The organism is Streptomyces sp. NPDC101219 (assembly GCF_044767675.1).
GTDB lineage: Bacteria > Actinomycetota > Actinomycetes > Streptomycetales > Streptomycetaceae > Streptomyces.
In genome coordinates, this window is the sequence record NZ_JBIWOK010000001.1 from 478149 (window position 1) to 497046 (window position 18898).

An 18898-nucleotide genomic window follows, 5' to 3' on the forward strand; every position below is an offset into this window, starting at 1 on the left:
TGGTGTTCTTCAGCTGCAGGATCTCGCCGCGCGCGTCCACGTCGATCTTCTGCGACAGATCGCCCTGCGCGACGGCCGTGGCCACCTGCGCGATGTCGCGGACCTGGGTCGTCAGGTTGCCCGCCATGGCGTTCACCGAGTCCGTCAGGTCCGCCCAGGTGCCCGAGACCCCCGGCACCTGCGCCTGTCCGCCCAGGGTGCCCTCGGTGCCGACCTCGCGCGCCACCCGGGTGACCTCGGAGGTGAACACCGACAACTGGTCCACCATGCCGTTGAAGACCTTGGCGATGTCGCCCAGGAGGCCGTCGGCGTCGTCCGGCAGGCGGGTGCCGAAGTCCCCGTCCCGCACTGCCGTCAGCCCTGCCAGCAGCCTGAGCAGCTCCTGGTCTCCGGGCACCGCGTCGGTGCTCTCGGGACTGTTGCCGCTGGTCATGCGCACCCTCGTTCCGCTCCCCGGGAGTTCCCGCCGACGGGAACTCGACCACCCCTGCCGGGCCGCCGCGCGACCCGGCCGCCATCCCCGCGTTTACGCAGTTCACGGCTCCGCAAGATGAGAAAGACGCCGAAGGCTAACCCAGTTCGCGGGCGCTCACCAAAGCGCGGGCACCCGACCGGAATCGGCGGACGTGAACTGGCGCGAGCCGTGCATGGCCCGGACGATGAGGGGTAGTCGGACGAGTTCTCCCGCGGCCGCGGACGGCCCGCCGGACAGGCCGTCGAAGCATCCGGGTTTCCGGCGCCCGACTCGGTGTATGCGCAGGCGGGTAGCCGGGTATTCGCTGCTGTGAGCCGAGCGGCACGCACCCGCCCCGACCGCGCGCCCCCCGAGCTGCCGGCTCCGCGTCATCGTCACGTACCGAAGGAAAGGCAGGGGACAGCGTGCCCATCGACAGCATCTGGTCCTACGCGTCGGACCTGGGTCCGGCCCGGGAACAGGATCTGACCGGCTACACCGTCGTGGCGAGCGACGGCACCATCGGGCACGTGGACCGCCAGGCCGATCACCACGGCATGCGGCACCTGGTCGTGGACACCGGCGTCTGGGTGTTCGGCCGGAGTCTGCTCGTGCCGGTGGGCGTCGTCGAGGGCATCGACAGCGGGGAGCGGAGGATCACGGTGGCCTGCACCCGCGCCGAGGTGAAGGCGGCACCGCGTTTCCGGACCGACAGCGAGACCCAGGATCCCGTCTACCTGACGTCCGTGGGCGACTACTACCGGTCCCTGGGCGGGGGACAGGGGCCCACATGCTGAACCGTCACGTCCGCCGGCCGGACGCCGGTTCCGCCGGCGCCGGTCACCAGGGCAGGAAGACGTGGATGTCCTTGCCGCCGTCACCGGCGACGACACTGACCTGGTCGCACAGCGTGTGAATCAGGTGCCAGCCGATACCGCCCCCGCCGTGACTGGGGTGGAAGGGCCGCGGGGCGGGCTCGGTGGTGCTGGTGTCGTGCATCACCACGTGCACCCCGTCGAAGGTCCGGCGCAACCGCAGCTCGAACGGCCCCGGCGCGTACTGCACCGCGTTGGCGGCCAGCTCCGTCACCACCAGAAGGATGTCGTCCCAGTGCTCCGGGGCCGACGGCGCGGACACCCGGGCCAGGTCGAAGAGGAACTCCTCCGCGACCAGGCGTGCGTCCGTCACATCGTGCAGCTCCCCCGGGAAGCTGGCGACGCGACTCGTGATCTCCTCGGCAGCCAGTGTCCTGTCCCAACGCGACTCGAATGCCATCTCGCCTTCCCGGCCCCGGCTTCGGCGGGGCTGTGGTCCATTCCCTGCGTCTTTTCCCCGTGTGGTTGCTGCGGCTTCTCGGTCTGTGGGTTCCCGCGCCGACGGAGCCTACGCGCCCGCATGCCCGAGAGCCGACGGTGACAAACCCGCCACCGGCCCCGGCGGCCCCTGCGCCGCGTGCCCGTCAGGGCCGGAACGCCCGGCACGCGGCAGGGGCGCCCGCCGACGGATGTCGGCGGGCGCCCCTGGGTGAGTGAGGTCACGGTCCGGCCCGGTCAGCGGAAGACGTTGTCCGGGTCGTCCCAGCCGGGCGGCTCGTCCGCCGCGGTAGGACGTCCGGGACGGGACCGCGTCTGGTACATCGCGTCGATCTCCAGCGCGTGCCGGCGCACGATCTCGTCCCGGCGCAGCTTCATCGACGGCGTCAGCAGCCCGTTCGTCACGTCGAACGGCTCGGGCAGCACCCGGAAGACCCGGATGGACTCCGACCGGGACACGGTGCTGTTGGCCGCCGCGACCGCCCGCCCGATCTCCTCGCGCAACGCGTTGTCCTCCCGCGCCTGCCGGGTCGGCGCGTCCCCCTGCAGGGCCAGGGCGGCCCGCCAGTGGCTGAGGAACTCCGGATCGAGCGTGATCAGGGCACCGACACAGGGCCGGTCGTCGCCCACCACCACCGCCTGGTGGACCAGCGGGTGCATGCGCAGCCGCTGCTCCAGCGCGGCCGGGGCGACGCTCTTGCCGCTGCTGGTGACGATGATGTCCTTCTTGCGGCCGGTGATGGTGAGGTACCCCTCGGTGTCCAGCCGCCCGAGGTCCCCGGTCGCCAGCCAGCCGCCGCGCAGCGCCGCACGCGTCGCGGCCTCGTCGTTGACGTACCCCTGGAACACCGAGGGGCCCCGCACCAGGATCTCCCCGTCCTCGGCCAGCCGGATCTCGCTGCCCGGCAGCGGTCGCCCGACCGTGCCGGACTTCTCCCGGCCGAAGGGCTGCATGGTCACGCCGCCGCTGGTCTCGGTCAGGCCGTAGCCGTCGTGCACATAGATGCCGATGCCCTCGTAGAACAGGGAGAGGTCGCGGTTGAGCGGGGAGCCGCCGGAGGTGGCGCGGCACACCCGGCCGCCCAGAGCCGCCCGCAGCCTGCGGTAGACCGTGCGTTCGTACAGCGCGTGCTGCAGCCGCAGGTCGAGGCCCGGGCCCGGGCCGCGCCCCAGCCGCTGCCGCTCCGCGGCCCGGGCGAAGTCCCGCGCCGTGGTGGCGGCCCGTTCGAAGAGGGCACCCCGGCCGGCCTGCTGCGCCACCCGCAGGAAGTTCTTGTAGATCTTCTCCAGGAGCGAGGGCACCGCGTACAGGTAGGTCGGCCGGAAGGTGCGCAGCGCCGAGGACAGCGCCTCCGCGCTGATGTCCGGCTCGTGTCCCATCAGCAGGCCCCCGCGCACGCACAGGCCCTGCACCATCAGCCCGTAGACGTGGGAGAACGGAAGGAACGCGAGGACGGCGGCCTGCTCCCCGGGCGGTGCCGCGGTGTGGCCCCAGCCCGCCAGCAGGATGTCGCAGACCGAGGCCAGGCTCCGGTGGCTGAGCGCGCAGCCCAGGGCGTGGCCCGAGGTGCCGGAGGTGTAGGCGACCGCTGCCGTGGCGTCCGGCAGGACGATGCGGCGCATCGAGTCCACCGTGGCCTGCGGGATGAACTCCCCGCGCGCCGTCAACTGCTCGAGCGCGCCCGCGTCCAGCTGCCACACGTGCCGCAGCTGCGGAAGCGAGGCGCACACCGACCCGACGGTCATGACGCCCTGCTCGTCCTCCACGACCACCGCGACACAGCCGGCGTCCCGCAGGATCCACTCCACCTGGTCGCGCGAGGCGGTCGGGTAGATCGGCACGACCTCGGCGCCCACCGCCCACAGCGCGTAGCACAGGACGGTCCACTCGTAGCGCGTGCGCGCCATGATGGCCACCCGGTGGCCGGGCGAGAGCCCCGACGCTATGAGCCCCTTCGCGATGTCGACGACCTCGTCGCGGAACTCGACGGCGGTGACCTCCTCCCAGGTGGAGGAGGCCGCGTCGCGGCGGCGGGCGAGCATCGGCAGCGTGGGCGTGCGGGTGGCCGTCTCGAAGAGACTGTCGGCGAGGCCCCCGGTCAGGGGCGGGGTGGATGGGGGAGCCAGAGCGAGGTCGCGCATGCACTGCTCCTGACATGTACGCGGTGTGACTGGGCCGATGAGGACAGTCATCGGCGGTGCCTGAATGTAGCCCAGCCGGAGCCGCGCGGGGCCGGGTACGGCGGATTGTTCCCAGACCGATGATCTCGGCCCGACGGGGGACCCGTACCGCATGAGCCACTTCAATCCCGATCCCGAACCGGACCGCACCACCGGCCTCGAACCGGGCGGCGGCGTACCCCCGGGCGAGACCCCGCCCGCGGAGAGCAGCATGCCCGAGGCGGGCCCGCTGGAACGGCACAACCCCACCAAGGGCTGGAGCAAGGGCCCGCTGACCGTGATCGTCGTCGTCGCGGTGCTGATCGCGGCGTTCTTCCTGGCCTACGCCCTCGTGCTGATCCTCTGACCGGCCGCCCGCGGCCCGCCCGGGCGCCTCACGTGGCCTGGGTGTGCCGCACGCACTGCGTGACGACGTCCCGCAGGCTGCCGGTGCGGTCCAGCAGGGCCCGCTGCACCTGTGCCCCGTTGCCCTCGCGGAGCAGCCGGTCGCAGTCCTCGCGCGCCCGCTCCAGGTCACCGCTGCCGGCCAGCGCGTCGGCCGCGTGATCCAGCAGTGCCTTCACCACCGCCTCGGCGGGCGTGCGGCGCATGGTCACCGGGTGCAGCAGCTCACCGGACAGGCCCGACCGCGCCGACTGCCAGGCGGACAGGCGCAGCAGGCTCACCCCCGGGTCGAGCGGTTCCCGCCCCTCGCGCCACTCGCGGGCCGCGGTCTCCACCAGACCGCGGGCGAGCGTGGCGATCAGCGCCGCGGTCCGCGCGTGCAGGCAGACGTCCGAGACCCGGAGCTCCACCGTCGGGTAGCGCTCGGAGAGCCGGGCGTCGAAGTAGACCATGCCCTCGTCGAGGATCACGCCGGTGGCCACCATGTCGGACACCAGCCGGTGGTACCGCTCGGGCGAGCCGAAGGTCCCGGTCGGTCCGGCCGACGGCCAGCGCTGCCAGACGCGGCTGCGGTAGCTGCTGTACCCGGAGTCGTTGCCCTGCCAGAACGGCGAGTTGGCGCTGAGCGCGGTCAGGACCGGCAGCCAGGGACGCAGCCGGTCGAGGACCGCCACGCCCTCCTCGTCGGACTCCACGGAGACGTGCACGTGGCAGCCCATGACGAGCTGCTCCCGGGTGGCGATCCCGAACTGCTCCTCCATCCACCGGTAGCGCCGGCCGACCCCGATGGAGGGGCTGACCGGCAGCGGGGAGGTGGCCAGGGCCGCCACCGTGCAGCCGATCTGTTCGGCGTGCCGGGCGGCCTCCTCGCGGCACCGGGCGATCTCGGTGTGCAGGCGCTCCATGGAGGACTGCGGATGCGTGGCGAACTCCAGCATCTGCTCGTGCAGTTCCTGTTCGAAGACGTCGTCCGCGTCGTCCCGGGCGGCCCGGGCCAGCACGGCCGTCGACAGGGCCTTCGGCTCGCCGGATTCCGGGTCCACCAGGAGGAGTTCCTCCTCCACTCCCACCGTCCGCACGTGTGGCCGCCTTTCCCTGAGTCTCCGCGACGACGCCCGAGGTGCCCTCGGCCGTACGACCCCGGATGCCCCGCTCAGGGCATCGGACACCTCGCGGCGGCGCGGCTTCTCACGGCAGGGACGGAGTCAGCCACACGGTGGCCAGCGGCGGCAGGGTGAGCGAGAGGCGGCCGTCGTCCGGCTTGACCGGGTCCGGGTTGCCGACGTCGCTGCCGCCGTACCGGGCGGCGTCCGTGTTGAGGACCTCCTGCCAGGCGACCACGTCGTCGCCGGTCTCCAGCCGGTAGTCGTGCCGGACCACGGGGGAGAAGTTCGTCACCGCGAGCAGCGGCCGGCCGCCGGCGTCGTACCGCAGGAACGCGAAGACGTTGTCGTCGGCGGCGTCCACCGCCACCCACCGGAAGCCGGCCGGATCGGTGTCCCGCTGCCACAGCGCCGGCGTGGCGCGGTAGCCGGAGTTCAGGTCACGGACCAGGTCCTGGATCCCGCGGTGGTCGCCCGCGGAGTGGTAGTCGTCGTCGAGCAGCCACCACTCGGGGCCGTGCTTCTCCGACCACTCGGCACCCTGGGCGAACTCCTGTCCCATGAATAGCAGTTGCTTGCCCGGGTGGGCCCACATGAAGGCCAGGTAGGCGCGCACGTTCGCCCGCCGCTGCCACCAGTCGCCGGGCATCTTCGACACCAGCGCCTGCTTGCCGTGCACCACCTCGTCGTGGGAGATCGGCAGCACGTAGTTCTCGCTGTAGGCGTACACCATCGAGAAGGTCATCTCGTGGTGGTGGTACTTGCGGTGCACCGGCTCGTGGGAGACGTACTCCAGCGAGTCGTGCATCCAGCCCATGTTCCACTTCAGGCCGAAACCGAGGCCGCCGGTGTCGGTGGGCCGGGTCACGCCGCCCCAGGCGGTCGACTCCTCGGCGATGGTCACCACCCCGGGGCAGCGCCGGTAGACCGTCGCGTTCATCTCCTGGAGGAAGGCCATGGCCGCCAGGTCCTCCCGGCCGCCGTAGGCGTTGGGCTCCCACTGGCCGTCCTCGCGGGAGTAGTCCAGGTAGAGCATCGAGGCGACCGCGTCGACGCGCAGCCCGTCGATGTGGAACTCCTGGCACCAGTACACGGCGTTCGCGACGAGGAAGTTGCGCACCTCGGTGCGCGCGAAGTCGAAGGTGTAGGTGCCCCAGTCCGGGTGGTCCGCGCGCCGGGAGTCCCCGGGCTCGTACAGCGGCTCCCCGTCGAAGCGGGCCAGCGCCCAGTCGTCCTTCGGGAAGTGCGCCGGCACCCAGTCCATGATCACGCCGATGCCGGCCCGGTGCAGCGCGTCGATCAGGTGCTTGAAGTCGTCGGGCGTGCCGAGCCGCGCCGTCGGCGCGTAGAAGCCGGTGACCTGGTAGCCCCAGGACGGGCCGAACGGGTGCTCGGAGACCGGCATCAGCTCGACGTGGGTGAAGCCCAGGTCCTTGACGTAGCGGGGCAGTTCGACGGCCAGCTCGCGGTAGGACAGGCCGGGCCGCCAGGACGGCAGGTGCACCTCGTACACCGAGAACGGCGCCTCGTGCACGGGCGTGGCGGCCCGGCCGCGCATCCACTCCTCGTCGTCCCACTCGTAGTGCGAGGCCGTCACGACCGACGCCGTGTTCGGCGGCTCCTCCGCCAGCCGCGCCATCGGGTCCGCCTTGAGGAAGCGGTGCCCGTGCCGGGAGTGGATCTCGAACTTGTACCGGGTGCCCTCACCGACACCCGGCAGGAACAGCTCCCACACCCCGGACGAGCCGAGCGAACGCAGCGGGAAGGCGGTGCCGTCCCAGTGCGTGAAGTCGGCCGCGAGACGCACCCCCTGGGCGTTGGGGGCCCACACGGTGAACCGGGTGCCGGTCACGCCCTGGTGCGTCATGGGGTGGGCGCCGAGCGCCGTCCACAGCTCCTCGTGCCGGCCCTCGCCGATCAGATGCAGGTCGAACTCGGGCAGGGCGGGCAGGAACCGGTACGGGTCGTGCGTCTCCACGGGCCGGCCGTCCCCGTAGGCCACGGCCAGCGTGTAGACGGGCACGGCGTCCAGCGGCAGCACACCGGAGAACAGGCCGTCACCCTCCGACACGAGCGGGGTGCGGTCACCGTCGACGACGACCTCCACCGTGCGGGCGAACGGCCGCAGCGCACGGAAGGCGATCCCGCCCGGGACGGGGTGCGCGCCGAGCAGCGCGTGCGGGTCGTGGTGGGCGCCCGCCAGCAGGCGGCCCCGGTCGGCGGGGTCCAGGGGCGGCGCGGTCCCGCCCGCCACCGGGGCGGACGGGGCGGGCCCCGCGGATTCGGGCAGTGGGGTGTCACGCAGGGCCACGGCTCAGTCTCCTCTCACGGCGAGGCGCTCGATCGCCGCCATCGGTACGGGCAGCCAGTCGGGTCGGTGCCGGGCCTCGTACAGCACCTCGTACACGGCACGGTCGGTCTCGTAGGCGCGGAGCAGACCGTGCTTCTTGCGGGGGTCCCAGCCGGCCCGCGCGGCGTAGCCCGCGCAGTAGGCCTCGCGGCAGCGCCGCGCCCACTCCGGGCGCCAGGGGCGTCGCTGCCGGGCGGCGTAGTCGAAGGAGCGCAGCATCCCGGCGATGTCCCGGACGGGGGAGTGGGCGCTGCGCCGTTCGGAGAGCGGCCGGGACGGCTCGCCCTCGAAGTCGATGACGAACCACTCGCGCCCGGCCCGCAGGACCTGCCCGAGGTGCAGGTCGCCGTGGATGCGCTGGGCGGGCGGCCCGGAGTCGCAGGTGGTGAGCGCCGCGAACGCGGCCCGCAGTCCCGGCACGAACGGCTGGAGCGCCGGTACGGAGTGCGCCGCCGAGGTCAGCCGCTCGGTCATCGCCGCCGCCGTGCGGCCGTTCTCCCCGGGCCCGCCCAGCGGGAAGGCCGAGGCCAGGGCCAGGTGCACGTCGGCGGTGGCGCGGCCGAGCGCGTAGGCCTGGGCGGTGAAGTCGTCGCCCGCGGACAGCGCGGCCAGGGCCAGGGTCCAGCCGTCGGACGCGTCGCGCAGGTACGGCTGGAGCACGCCCAGCGTCGCCTTGAAGGGGTGGGTGGTGCGGAACCAGGCGACCGGCGCGGGCACCCGGTGGCAGCCCTGGCGGGACAGCGCGCCCGGCACCTCCAGGTCCGGATTGACGCCCGGCTGGATCCGGCGGAAGACCTTCAGGATGTACTCGTCGCCGTACACCAGCGAGGAGTTGGACTGCTCGGCGTCCAGCAGCCGCGGCACGAGTCCCCCGGGCAGCGGCTGGGACGGGTCGCACTCGAAGTGCAGCGGGCCGGCCGCCCCGGGGTTGCGCAGCCGCTCCAGGAGCAGCTGGGCGCACCGCGGGTCGTGGAGGGCGTCGTAGACCGTCCGGCCGGCCAGCGGCCCGTCCTGCACACAGCCGATGAGGGCCCGGCCGAGCCGCGGCGCGGGCCGCTCGCGCACTCCCAGCAGGAGCTGGTAGCAGTCACCGGCCGGGGGTGTGTGCCCGGGCGTGGGCACGCCGCCGTGCCCGGCGTGGACCAGCACGTGCAGGCAGCCCGGGAACAGCTCCGTCATCGACAGCACGTGGAGGTCGGAGACGGGGCGGTCCTTGCCGGCGAACCAGCGCTGGCCGGGCAGCCAGTCGCGCAGCAGCCCGGCGAGCGACTCCAAGGGCTCGGCGGGGGCGCTGCGGGGGCGCAGGAATGCGGTCTTCGTCATGGTGACGCCTCCTGACGTCGGCGCACGCTCACGGGCGTCGGCCGATGCGGGATGCGACTCGGGTGAGCCGGAACCAGTAGAAGCCGTGTCCCCCGAGGGTCAGCAGATACGGCAGCTCCCCGACGGCGGGGAAGCGCACCCCGCCGAACAGCTCGACCGGGTGGCGCCCGGCGAACTCGCGGAGGTCGAGCTCGGTCGGCTGGGAGAAGCGGGAGAAGTTGTGGACGCACAGGACGAGGTCGTCCTCGTACTCGCGCAGGAAGGCGAGGACGGCGGGGTTGGAGGAGGGCAGCTCGGTGTAGGTGCCCAGGCCGAAGGCAGGGTTCTGCTTGCGGATCTCGATCATCCGGCGGGTCCAGTGCAGCAGGCTGGAGGGGGAGGCCATGGAGGCCTCGACGTTGGTGACCTGGTAGCCGTAGACCGGGTCCATGATGGTGGGCAGGAAGAGGCGGCCGGGGTCGGAGGAGGAGAAGCCGGCGTTGCGGTCCGGGGTCCACTGCATGGGGGTGCGCACGGCGTCGCGGTCGCCGAGCCAGATGTTGTCGCCCATGCCGATCTCGTCGCCGTAGTACATGACGGGGGAGCCGGGCAGGGACAGCAGCAGGGCGGTGAACAGTTCGATCTGGTTGCGGTCGTTGTCCAGCAGCGGGGCGAGGCGGCGGCGGATGCCGATGTTGGCGCGCATGCGGGGGTCCTTGGCGTATTCCGCCCACATGTAGTCGCGTTCCTCGTCGGTGACCATCTCCAGGGTGAGTTCGTCGTGGTTGCGCAGGAAGATGCCCCACTGGCAGCCGGAGGGGATGGCGGGGGTCTTGGCGAGGATCTCGGAGACGGGGTAGCGGGACTCGCGGCGGACGGCCATGAAGATGCGGGGCATGACGGGGAAGTGGAAGGCCATGTGGCATTCGTCGCCGCCGACGGCGTAGTTGCCGAAGTAGTCGACCACGTCCTCGGGCCACTGGTTCGCCTCGGCCAGCAGCACGGTGTCCGGGTACTGCGCGTCGATCTCCTTGCGCACCCGCTTCAGGAAGGCGTGCGAGGCGGGCAGGTTCTCGCAGTTGGTGCCCTCGGCCGCGTAGAGGTAGGGCACCGCGTCGAGCCGGAACCCGTCGATCCCGAGGTCCAGCCAGAAGCGCAGGGCGGCCAGGATCTCCTCCTGCACCCGCGGGTTCTCGTAGTTGAGGTCCGGCTGGTGGGAGAAGAAGCGGTGGAAGTAGTACTGCTTGCGCACCGGGTCGTAGGTCCAGTTCGACGCCTCGGTGTCGACGAAGATGATGCGTGCGTCCGGATAACCCGTGTCGTCGTCGGCCCACACGTAGAAGTCGCCGTAGGCGCCGTCGGGGTCTTTGCGGGACTCCTGGAACCAGGGGTGCTGGTCGCTGGTGTGGTTCATGACGAAGTCGATGATCACCCGGATGCCGCGCTGGTGGGCGGCGTCGACGAACTCCACGAAGTCGGCGAGGTCGCCGAACTCGGGGAGCACGGCGGTGTAGTCGGAGACGTCGTAGCCGCCGTCGCGCAGGGGTGACTTGAAGAACGGGGGCAGCCACAGGCAGTCGACGCCGAGCCACTGGAGGTAGTCGAGTTTGGCGGTCAGCCCCTTCAGGTCGCCGACGCCGTCACCGTTGCTGTCCTGGAAGGAGCGGACCAGCACCTCGTAGAAGACGGCGCGTTTGAACCACTCGGGGTCCCGGTCCCTGGCGGGAGTGTCCTCGAAGGTGTCCGGCACGGGTTCGTTCAGGGTCATGACGGTCGTGGCCCTCCGTTTCGCGGTGCGGCGGGCGGTCGCTGGACGTGCAGGACATGCGCGGGAGCCCGCCCCGGCTCCAGCCGCACGTAGTTGGCGCTGCCCCAGTGATAGGTCTCACCGGTGAGTTCGTCGCGCACCGGCACCGACTCGTGCCCTTCCAGGCCGAGTTGCGGCATGTCCAGCGAGACCGTGGCCTCCTGGGTGTGGTGCGGGTCGAGGTTGGCGACCACCAGGACGACGTCGGAGCCGCTGCGTTTGCTGTACGCGATGACGGCGTCGTTGTCGGTCCGGTGGAAGCGCAGGTTGCGCAGCCGCTGGAGTGCCGGATGCTCCCGGCGGAGGGTGTTGAGCTTGGTGATGAGCGGGGCGATGGTGCGGCCCTCGCGTTCGGCGGCTTCCCAGTCGCGGGGCCTGAGCTGGTACTTCTCGGAGTCGAGGTACTCCTCGCTGCCCTCGCGCAGCGGGGTGTTCTCGCACAGTTCGTAGCCGCTGTAGATGCCCCAGGTCGGCGAGAGGGTGGCGGCCAGGACCGCGCGGACCTCGAAGGCGGGCCGGCCGCCGTGCTGCAGACAGGCGTGCAGGATGTCGGGGGTGTTGGCGAAGAAGTTGGGCCGCATGTAGGAGGCGGCCTCCCCCGACAGTTCGGTCAGGTACTGGGTCAGCTCCTGCTTGCTGTTGCGCCAGGTGAAGTAGGTGTAGGACTGCTGGAAGCCGATCTGCGCCAGCGTGTGCATCATCGCCGGCCGGGTGAACGCCTCCGCCAGGAAGATCACGTCCGGGTCGGTGCGGTTGATCTCACCGATCACCCGCTCCCAGAACACCACCGGCTTGGTGTGCGGATTGTCCACCCGGAAGATCCGCACCCCCACCCCCATCCAGTGCCGCAGCACCCGGCAGGTCTCCGCCACCAGCCCGTCCAGGTCCGCGTCGAAGGCGATCGGATAGATGTCCTGGTACTTCTTCGGCGGGTTCTCCGCATACGCGATCGACCCGTCCGGGCGGTGGTGGAACCACTCCGGATGCTTGTGCACCCACGGATGGTCCGGCGAGCACTGCAACGCGAAGTCCAGCGCCACCTCCATCCCCAGCTCCCCGGCCCGCGCCACGAACCGGGCGAAGTCCTCCAGCGTGCCCAGCCGCGGATGCACCGCGTCGTGCCCGCCCTCGGCCGACCCGATCGCCCACGGCACCCCCACATCGTCCGGACCGGCGTCCAGGGTGTTGTTCGGGCCCTTGCGGAACGTGGTCCCGATGGGGTGGATCGGCGGCAGGTACACCACGTCGAACCCCATCGCCGCGATCGCGTCCAGCCGCCGCGCGGCCGTCTCGAACGTGCCGTGCGGCTCCCGCGCGGTGCCCTCCGAGCGCGGGAAGAACTCGTACCACGACCCGTACAGCGCGCGTTCCCGCTCCACCAGCAGCGGCAGCGGTTCGCTGCTGGTCACCAGCTCCCGCAGCGGATACCGGGCCAGCACCGCCGCCACCTGTGGCGTCAACGCCGCCGCCAGCCGCGTGGCGCAGGGCAGGGTGTCGTCGCGCAGGGTCTCCGCCGCGGCGAGCACGTCGGCCCGGCCGTCCTCCCGGGGGATGCCGGCCGCTGCCCGTTCGTAGAGGTCGCCGCCCTCCTCCAGCACCAGTCCCGCGTCGATGCCCGCGGGCACCTTGATGCCGGCGGTGCGTCGCCAGGTGGCAATGGGGTCGGCCCACGCCTCGACGCGGTAGGTCCACAGGCCGACGGCGCCGGCCGTGACCTCGGCGCCCCACCGGTCGCTGCCGGGCGACAGTTCCCGCATCGGGGTGAACGGGCCCGGACGGCCCTCCGGGTCCTTGAGCACCACGTTGGCGGCCACCGCGTCGTGTCCCTCGCGGAACACGGTCGCCGAGACCTCGAACGCCTCGCCCACCACCGCCTTGGCCGGCCTGTTGCCGCACTCGACGGACGGGCGGACGTCCCGTACCGGAATGCGGCCGATGGGCTGGGTCGTCTTCATGGGTCTGCACCTCCGCCGTGTTCGACGCCGGGCCCGCGCCCGGTCGTGGGACCAAACTGAGGCGGGAAGGTCCTCACCTTCCCGCCGGGGAGTGCCGCTCGCCGACCGGTGGCCCCCTCCGCACCGTCGCGGTGGGACGGGGCCGGTCGTGCTGTTCCTGCAGATACGTGACGGGGGTGGTGCGCAGGTACCGCTCGGCGGCGTCCGCCGCCTCGCGGGCGCAGCGCTTCCCCATCAGCACGCAGAGGGTGTAGCCGGAGTCCTCGAAGGTGGCCCGTACCGTGAGGTCCGCCGGGGCGGCGAGCATCACGCGTTCCCAGGCCCGGTAGCGACGCAACTGCCGGGCAACTTCGGCTTTGGCGGGTAGCAGCATGGCGCCGTTCACCTTTCCGGGGCTCGATGAGGGCACGTTGTCCCGACGGTCGGGCGGCGGCCGTGCGTGTGTCGGCACGGACCCGTAACGGCGATCGAGGTCTTCACACATGGTGCACGTGGGGTGACTCAGCGTCTTGTTGGATTTTCAACCGCCTTCCGCCGCCTTCCGCCGCCTTCCGCCGCCTTCCGCCGCCTTCCGCCCGTCCGCACCCGCCTCCGGGCCGGCTCTCGCGCTCAGATGTCGCCCCCTGTGCCTCAGGCGTGCTCTCGTGTTGCACGAATGGACCAACCCCCTCACGCTGAAGGTGACTCAGAAGCGCCAACCGCTCACGTTCCGTACTCGGGGGTCCGTCCCGACGGACGAGAGGAACGCCGAGCTTCGCGGTGAGGAGCCAACGACGATGAAGACCGCAGTGCCCTGCTACTACCACCTCGACGTGGAAGTCAGCCCGGAGAAGGTCGGGCAGGTCAGCCGCATTCTGGCCGCGTACCTCCGGTTCTGGGACCTGGAGAACCTGATGCAGCCCGTCTGCAACGGCGCCGAGATGCTGCTGCGCGCCATCGACGAGCACGCCACCGACAAGAACACGTCGATCGAGATGTGGTGGAACGGCCAGCACCTCATCACGGCCATCGGGGACAACGACCGCGCGCTGCGCCCGGACCAGGAACTGCGCGGCTGCCTCCAGCACATCGCCGCGAGCAGCGACGGCTGGGGCTGCTGCGCCACCGAGGGCGGCAGCAAGGTCATCTGGTTCTCGCAGCGCGCCCGCGCCGGGGAACGCGTCCCGCTGGTGCCGACCGCACCCGACCCGCGCACGAGCGAGGGCCTGGACCTGCCCCGCGAGGCGGCCGTCGCCCAGGCGATCGCCCTGGTCCGAACGCCGGCCGGGGTCCTGGAGGAGGCCCGGTGACCCGGCGCCGGAACAGGAAAGGGGCGCCCGCCTGGAGCGGGCGCCCCTATCCGCTGGGTGCGTCCCCGGACGGGGAGGGCACCAACTTCGCCCTGTTCAGCGAGGTCGCCGAGCGCGTCGAATTGGTCCTGGTCGACGACGACGGGCGGCACAGCACCGTCCCGCTGACCGAGGCCGACGGCTTCGTGTGGCACGGCTACCTCCCAGGCATCGGCCCCGGACAGCGCTACGGCTACCGGGTGCACGGCCCCTGGGACCCGTCGGCCGGCCACCGCTGCAACCCGGCGAAGCTGCTCCTCGACCCGTACGCCACCGCCGTGGACGGGCAGATCGACAACCACCCCTCGCTGCACGAACGCGACCCGCACGGGCCCGACCCGGGCGACAGCGCCGGGCACACCATGCTGGGCGTGGTCACCGACCCCGCCTTCGACTGGGGCGACGACACCCGGCCCGGCCGCCGGTACGCCGACACCGTGATCTACGAGGCCCACGTCAAGGGCCTCACCCGCACCCACCCGGAGGTGCCGCCCGAGCTGCGCGGCACCTACGCCGGTCTCGCCCACCCCGCCGTGGTCGAGCACCTGACCTCACTGGGCGTCACCGCGGTCGAGCTGATGCCGGTGCACCAGTTCGTCCAGGACGGGGTCCTCCAGGGGCGCGGGCTGGCCAACTACTGGGGATACAACACCATCGGCTTCTTCGCCCCGCACAACGCCTACGCGGCGGCGGGCAGTCGGGGCCAGCAGGTCACCGAGTTCAAGGAGATGGTCAAGACCCTGCACGCGGCCGGGCTCGAGGTGATCCTCGACGTCGTCTACAACCACACCGCCGAGGGCAACGAGAAGGGCCCCACGCTCTCCTTCCGCGGCATCGACAACTCCTCCTACTACCGCCTGGTGGACGGCGACTGGCGGCACTACTACGACACCACCGGCACCGGCAACAGCCTGCTGATGCGCCACCCCTACGTCCTCCAGCTGATCATGGACTCGCTCCGGTACTGGGTCACCGAGATGCACGTCGACGGATTCCGCTTCGACCTCGCGGCCACCCTGGCCCGGCAGTTCCACGAGGTCGACCGGCTCTCCGCGTTCTTCGACCTCATCCAGCAGGACCCGGTGATCAGCCGGGTCAAGCTGATCGCCGAACCCTGGGACCTGGGCGAGGGCGGCTACCAGGTGGGCAACTTCCCCCAGCTCTGGTCGGAGTGGAACGGCGAGTACCGGGACGCCGTGCGGGACTTCTGGCGCGGCGAGGACCACACCCTCGGCGAGTTCGCGTCCCGGCTGACCGGCTCCGCCGACCTGTACGCGCACAGCCGGCGCCGCCCGCGGGCCAGCGTCAACTTCGTCACCGCGCACGACGGGTTCACGCTGCGCGACCTGGTGTCCTACAACGACAAGCACAACGAGGCCAACGGCGAGCACAACCGGGACGGCGAGAGCACCAACCGGTCCTGGAACTGCGGCGTCGAGGGCCCCACCCGCGACCCCGCCGTACTCGAACTGCGAGCCCGCCAGCAGCGCAACTTCCTCGCCACCCTGCTGCTGTCCCAGGGCATCCCGATGCTCTCCCACGGCGACGAGCTCGGCCGCACCCAGCGCGGCAACAACAACGCCTACTGCCAGGACAACGAGATCTCCTGGATCGACTGGCGGCTCGGCGACGAGCAGCGGGACCTGCTGGACTTCACCCGGCGCCTGATCGCCCTGCGCGCCGCCCACCCGGTGCTGCGCCGGCGCCGCTTCTTCCTCGGCGAGACCGTGCGGCACGCCGGCCAGCCCCTGCCCGACCTGGTGTGGCTGCTGCCGAACGCCCGGGAGATGACCGACGACGACTGGCGGCGTTCCGACGCCCACTCGGTGGGCGTCTTCCTCAACGGCGACGCCATCGCCGAGCGCGACCCCCGGGGCCGGCGGCTGGTCGACGACTCCTTCCTGCTGCTGCTCAACAGCCACTGGGAGCCGGTGGGCTTCCGGCTGCCGCCCAAGGCGTACGGCGAGCGCTGGACGGCGCTGATCGACACGGCCGACCCGGAGGGCACCCCGGACGAGGCGGAGTACAAGGCCGCCACCCGGCTGACCGTCGGGGCCAGGAGTCTGATGGTGCTCTCCCGGCCGCCCCACGGCGACGGCTGACCCGCCCCGGCCCCACGGCCGGCGGTGGGCCCCCGCACAGGCGCCCACCGCCGGCCGTGCCGCGCCGATCCTCGTCGCCGGGGTCAGCGGCGCCGGCGGGAGCTCACCGTGAACCGGGCGCCGTCGTTGTCGCGCAGCACGGCCTCGTCCTCGGACTCGGAGAGCACACTGCCGCCGTGCCGCTCGGCGGCCCGGGCGCAGGCCGCGACGTCGGACACGGCGAAGTGCACCCGCCAGTGCGGCCGGATGTTCGGGTCCGGCGCCGACTCCAGGGCCCCCGACTCGATGCGTGCCACGACGTCCCCGCCGCTGCGCAGCACCACCTCGTCGCTCTCGTAGCGCACCTCGCACAGGCCCGGGCCCTGCGAGCCCCAGTCGAAGACCTCGCCGTAGAAGATGGCGGCGTCGAAGGCGTCCCGGGTGTGCAGCATGATGGAGACCGGCTGGGCGCGATGCCAGGTCAGCCAGTCGGTGAAGAGCTCGCCCTCCCAGATCCCGAAGGTCGCCCCGTCACGGTCGGCCAGCAGCGCCGCCCGCCCCGGCGGCAGCGACAGGGGTCCGACGGCCAGGGTGCCGCCGCGTTCCTGCACCCGGGAGACCGCCTCGTCGGCGCTGCGCACGGCGAAGTACGGGGTCCAGGCGACGGCCATCCGCCACATGGTGGCGACCGCCGCGATCCCGGCCACGGGCGCCCCGTCCGCCAGGGCGACCCGGAAGGACTCGCCCAGCCGGGCGGGCCGCCATTGCCAGCCCAGGACGGCGCCGTAGAACTCCTCGGTCGTCTTCACGTCGCGACTGGTCAGACTCACCCAGCAGGGCGCGCCGTACACGGAGTGCGTCGAGACGACGTCCGTCGCGCCGGTGGGGGAGGGCATGTCGTGGTTCATGGAAGTCGTGTCCTGATCTCTTCGGCCCGGCAGCCACCGGAATGACACCAGTGTCCGGCCCGGACCGCCTCGGGCGCCTGCCGAGTACCCCGGCGGCACTGCCGAAACGAAGATCCGGAAGGCTCCCGTCCGGCCCCGGTGGCAGAGGGCGGGACGAGTGGCGACGATGGAGGGGCCGGACACTGGGTGAAGGCACTCAAGCACTCTGCGACGGCATCACGACGGCGGCACACCGGATCCGGAGGTGACCATGCCCACGGACGGGGGCTCGGACCGCATACTCCAGCTGGAGGAAGAGGTTCAGCAGCTCAAGGACGCCGTGGTCTCCCACGCGGTGGTGGACCAGGCGATCGGCATGATCGTCGCCCTTGGACGGGTCTCCCCCGACGAGGGCTGGACCGTGCTCCGGGAGGTCTCCCAGCGCACCAACATCAAGCTCCGCAACGTCGCCGACCTGATCCTGGTCTGGGGGCGGACGGGGCTCCTGCCGCCGGAGGTGCGCGCGGAACTCGAGGACGCCCTGGACCGCCTGGGCCCCACCCGTGTCCTGGGATCACCACCGGACGCCTGATCGGGACGATCCCGGTCCGGCCGCCAGGCCGTGCCCGGTCCCGGCCGTCTGCGCCCCGCCGTCACCGCCCCTCGGAGAGCAGTTCGGCCCGCAACTGGGCGAAGCAGCCGCTCAGCAGCCGGGACACGTGCATCTGCGAGATCCCGAGCCGCTCGGCGATGTCGCTCTGCGTCATCCCGCGGAAGAACCGCAGGTACAGGATGACCCGTTCGCGCTCCGGCAGCGCCTCCAGGCACGGCCGGGCCGCCACCCGGTCGACGACCTGGTCGAAGGCGGGGTCGGGGGCGCCGAGCGCGTCCCCCAGCGCGTAGCCGTCGGTGCCCGGCATCTCCGCCTCCAGCGACAGCGCGGTGAAGCACTCCAGCGCCTCCGAGCCGGTGCGCACCTCGTCCTCCGTCATCCGGGCGTACGCCGCTATCTCGGCGACCGTCGGGGCCCGGCCGGGTGTGGTCTGCGCCAGCTCCCTCACGGCGCCGCGCACCCGGTTGCGCAGATCCTGCACCCGCCGGGGCACGTGCAGGGTCCACATGTGGTCCCGGAAGTGCCGCTTGATCTCGCCGGTGATGGTCGGCACCGCGTACGCCTCGAAGGCACGCCCGCGCGCCGGGTCGTAGTGGTCGACGGCCTTGACCAGGCCCAGCGCCGCGACCTGGTACAGGTCCTCCAGGGTCTCCCCGCGGCCCCGGAAGCGGACGGCCAGCCGCTCCGCCATGGGCAGCCAGGCCGCGACCAGGGCGTTGCGCAGGTCGCGCCGTTCCGGGCCGTCCGGGAGCCGGACCAGCCGCGCGAAGTCGGCGGCCGTGTCGGGAGCGTCGTCGTGGGGATGATGCGGCTTCGTGGTGCTGCCGGCGATACGCATCATGCGCACCTCCCTGAGCAGGTGCCGGGGGACAGACACCGGGGAGGCGCGGGGCTCGGACCACGGGAGGACCCGGGACCCGGCGCGCCGTTCCCGCGGACGTGCCTCCTGTCCGAAGCACTGAGCATTCCTTTCCCGTGACCCGCCATTCCGAAACGGTACGGAAAGCAATATGCGAAAAGACCGGGAAAACAGAACAGCGTCGCACACGGTATGGAATCGCGGGAATTCGAAGTGTGAAATTCCGGGGGCGGGCGCGGAGCCCCGCGGCGCGCGGGTGCGGGCCGCGCCGCGGTCCCGCC

General features: G+C 72.0%; 16 protein-coding genes. 5 read left to right on the top strand and 11 right to left on the bottom strand.

What is annotated here, in order from left to right:
- A partial coding sequence (locus ACIRPP_RS02290; protein ID WP_382553684.1) for a HAMP domain-containing protein occupies positions 1-433 on the bottom strand: 433 nt, incomplete at its 3' end.
- A 446-nt stretch (positions 434-879) separates the two neighbouring features.
- On the opposite strand from ACIRPP_RS02290, the gene ACIRPP_RS02295 reads away from it, so the two are divergent.
- Positions 880-1251 carry a PRC-barrel domain-containing protein gene (locus ACIRPP_RS02295; protein WP_403637208.1) on the top strand — a complete coding sequence of 124 codons (372 nt, stop codon included), beginning with the start codon at positions 880-882 and terminating at the stop codon, positions 1249-1251.
- A 43-nt stretch (positions 1252-1294) separates the two neighbouring features.
- On the opposite strand, the gene ACIRPP_RS02300 is transcribed toward ACIRPP_RS02295, so the two are convergent.
- Positions 1295-1729 carry an ATP-binding protein gene (locus ACIRPP_RS02300; protein ID WP_192231648.1) on the bottom strand — a complete coding sequence of 145 codons (435 nt, stop codon included), beginning with the start codon at positions 1727-1729 and terminating at the stop codon, positions 1295-1297.
- Positions 1730-2004: 275 nt separating this feature from the next.
- Positions 2005-3909, bottom strand: a complete 1905-nt coding sequence (locus ACIRPP_RS02305) for an AMP-dependent synthetase/ligase (protein WP_403637210.1) — start codon at positions 3907-3909, stop codon at positions 2005-2007.
- 151 nt (positions 3910-4060) lie between these two features.
- Here ACIRPP_RS02305 and ACIRPP_RS02310 point away from each other — a divergent pair, with 151 nt between their 5' ends.
- Complete coding sequence (locus tag ACIRPP_RS02310; RefSeq protein WP_403637212.1) at positions 4061-4294, top strand: DUF6480 family protein; 234 nt, start codon at positions 4061-4063, stop codon at positions 4292-4294.
- A 28-nt stretch (positions 4295-4322) separates the two neighbouring features.
- Here ACIRPP_RS02310 and ACIRPP_RS02315 read toward each other — a convergent pair whose 3' ends face one another.
- The 6 genes from ACIRPP_RS02315 to ACIRPP_RS02340 form a co-directional block, all read right to left on the bottom strand.
- Complete coding sequence (locus ACIRPP_RS02315; protein ID WP_403637214.1) at positions 4323-5411, bottom strand: glutamate--cysteine ligase; 1089 nt, start codon at positions 5409-5411, stop codon at positions 4323-4325.
- A 109-nt stretch (positions 5412-5520) separates the two neighbouring features.
- Entirely contained in the window at positions 5521-7746 is a 2226-nt protein-coding gene (glgB, locus tag ACIRPP_RS02320) for a 1,4-alpha-glucan branching protein GlgB (protein WP_403637216.1), read from the bottom strand.
- A gap of 3 nt (positions 7747-7749) precedes the next feature.
- On the bottom strand, positions 7750-9108 hold the full coding sequence (locus tag ACIRPP_RS02325) for a maltokinase (protein WP_403637218.1): 1359 nt from the start codon (positions 9106-9108) through the stop codon (positions 7750-7752).
- A gap of 28 nt (positions 9109-9136) precedes the next feature.
- Entirely contained in the window at positions 9137-10855 is a 1719-nt protein-coding gene (gene treS / locus ACIRPP_RS02330) for a maltose alpha-D-glucosyltransferase (RefSeq protein ID WP_403637220.1), read from the bottom strand.
- Positions 10852-12849, bottom strand: coding sequence for an alpha-1,4-glucan--maltose-1-phosphate maltosyltransferase (locus tag ACIRPP_RS02335; protein WP_403637222.1), 1998 nt, complete (start codon positions 12847-12849; stop codon positions 10852-10854). Before ACIRPP_RS02335 ends, treS begins: the two co-directional genes overlap by 4 nt.
- A gap of 73 nt (positions 12850-12922) precedes the next feature.
- Complete coding sequence (locus ACIRPP_RS02340; RefSeq protein ID WP_031101783.1) at positions 12923-13222, bottom strand: DUF5133 domain-containing protein; 300 nt, start codon at positions 13220-13222, stop codon at positions 12923-12925.
- 403 nt (positions 13223-13625) lie between these two features.
- Between ACIRPP_RS02340 and ACIRPP_RS02345 the strand changes: the two genes are divergently transcribed.
- The gene (locus ACIRPP_RS02345) at positions 13626-14138 is read left to right on the top strand and encodes a pep a2 (RefSeq protein ID WP_403637224.1); all 513 of its coding nucleotides are present in this window, start codon (positions 13626-13628) and stop codon (positions 14136-14138) included.
- The gene (gene glgX / locus ACIRPP_RS02350; RefSeq protein ID WP_403637226.1) at positions 14135-16279 is read left to right on the top strand and encodes a glycogen debranching protein GlgX; all 2145 of its coding nucleotides are present in this window, start codon (positions 14135-14137) and stop codon (positions 16277-16279) included. Before ACIRPP_RS02345 ends, glgX begins: the two co-directional genes overlap by 4 nt.
- A gap of 83 nt (positions 16280-16362) precedes the next feature.
- On the opposite strand, the gene ACIRPP_RS02355 is transcribed toward glgX, so the two are convergent.
- Positions 16363-17166 carry a VOC family protein gene (locus tag ACIRPP_RS02355; protein ID WP_403637228.1) on the bottom strand — a complete coding sequence of 268 codons (804 nt, stop codon included), beginning with the start codon at positions 17164-17166 and terminating at the stop codon, positions 16363-16365.
- A gap of 250 nt (positions 17167-17416) precedes the next feature.
- On the opposite strand from ACIRPP_RS02355, the gene ACIRPP_RS02360 reads away from it, so the two are divergent.
- A complete protein-coding gene (locus ACIRPP_RS02360; protein WP_403637230.1) occupies positions 17417-17737 on the top strand; it encodes an ANTAR domain-containing protein in 321 nt (106 codons plus the stop codon).
- A 61-nt stretch (positions 17738-17798) separates the two neighbouring features.
- Here the strand turns inward: ACIRPP_RS02360 and ACIRPP_RS02365 are convergent, their stop codons facing one another.
- Positions 17799-18596, bottom strand: coding sequence for a SigB/SigF/SigG family RNA polymerase sigma factor (locus ACIRPP_RS02365; RefSeq protein WP_403637577.1), 798 nt, complete (start codon positions 18594-18596; stop codon positions 17799-17801).
- Positions 18597-18898 lie beyond the last annotated feature (302 nt).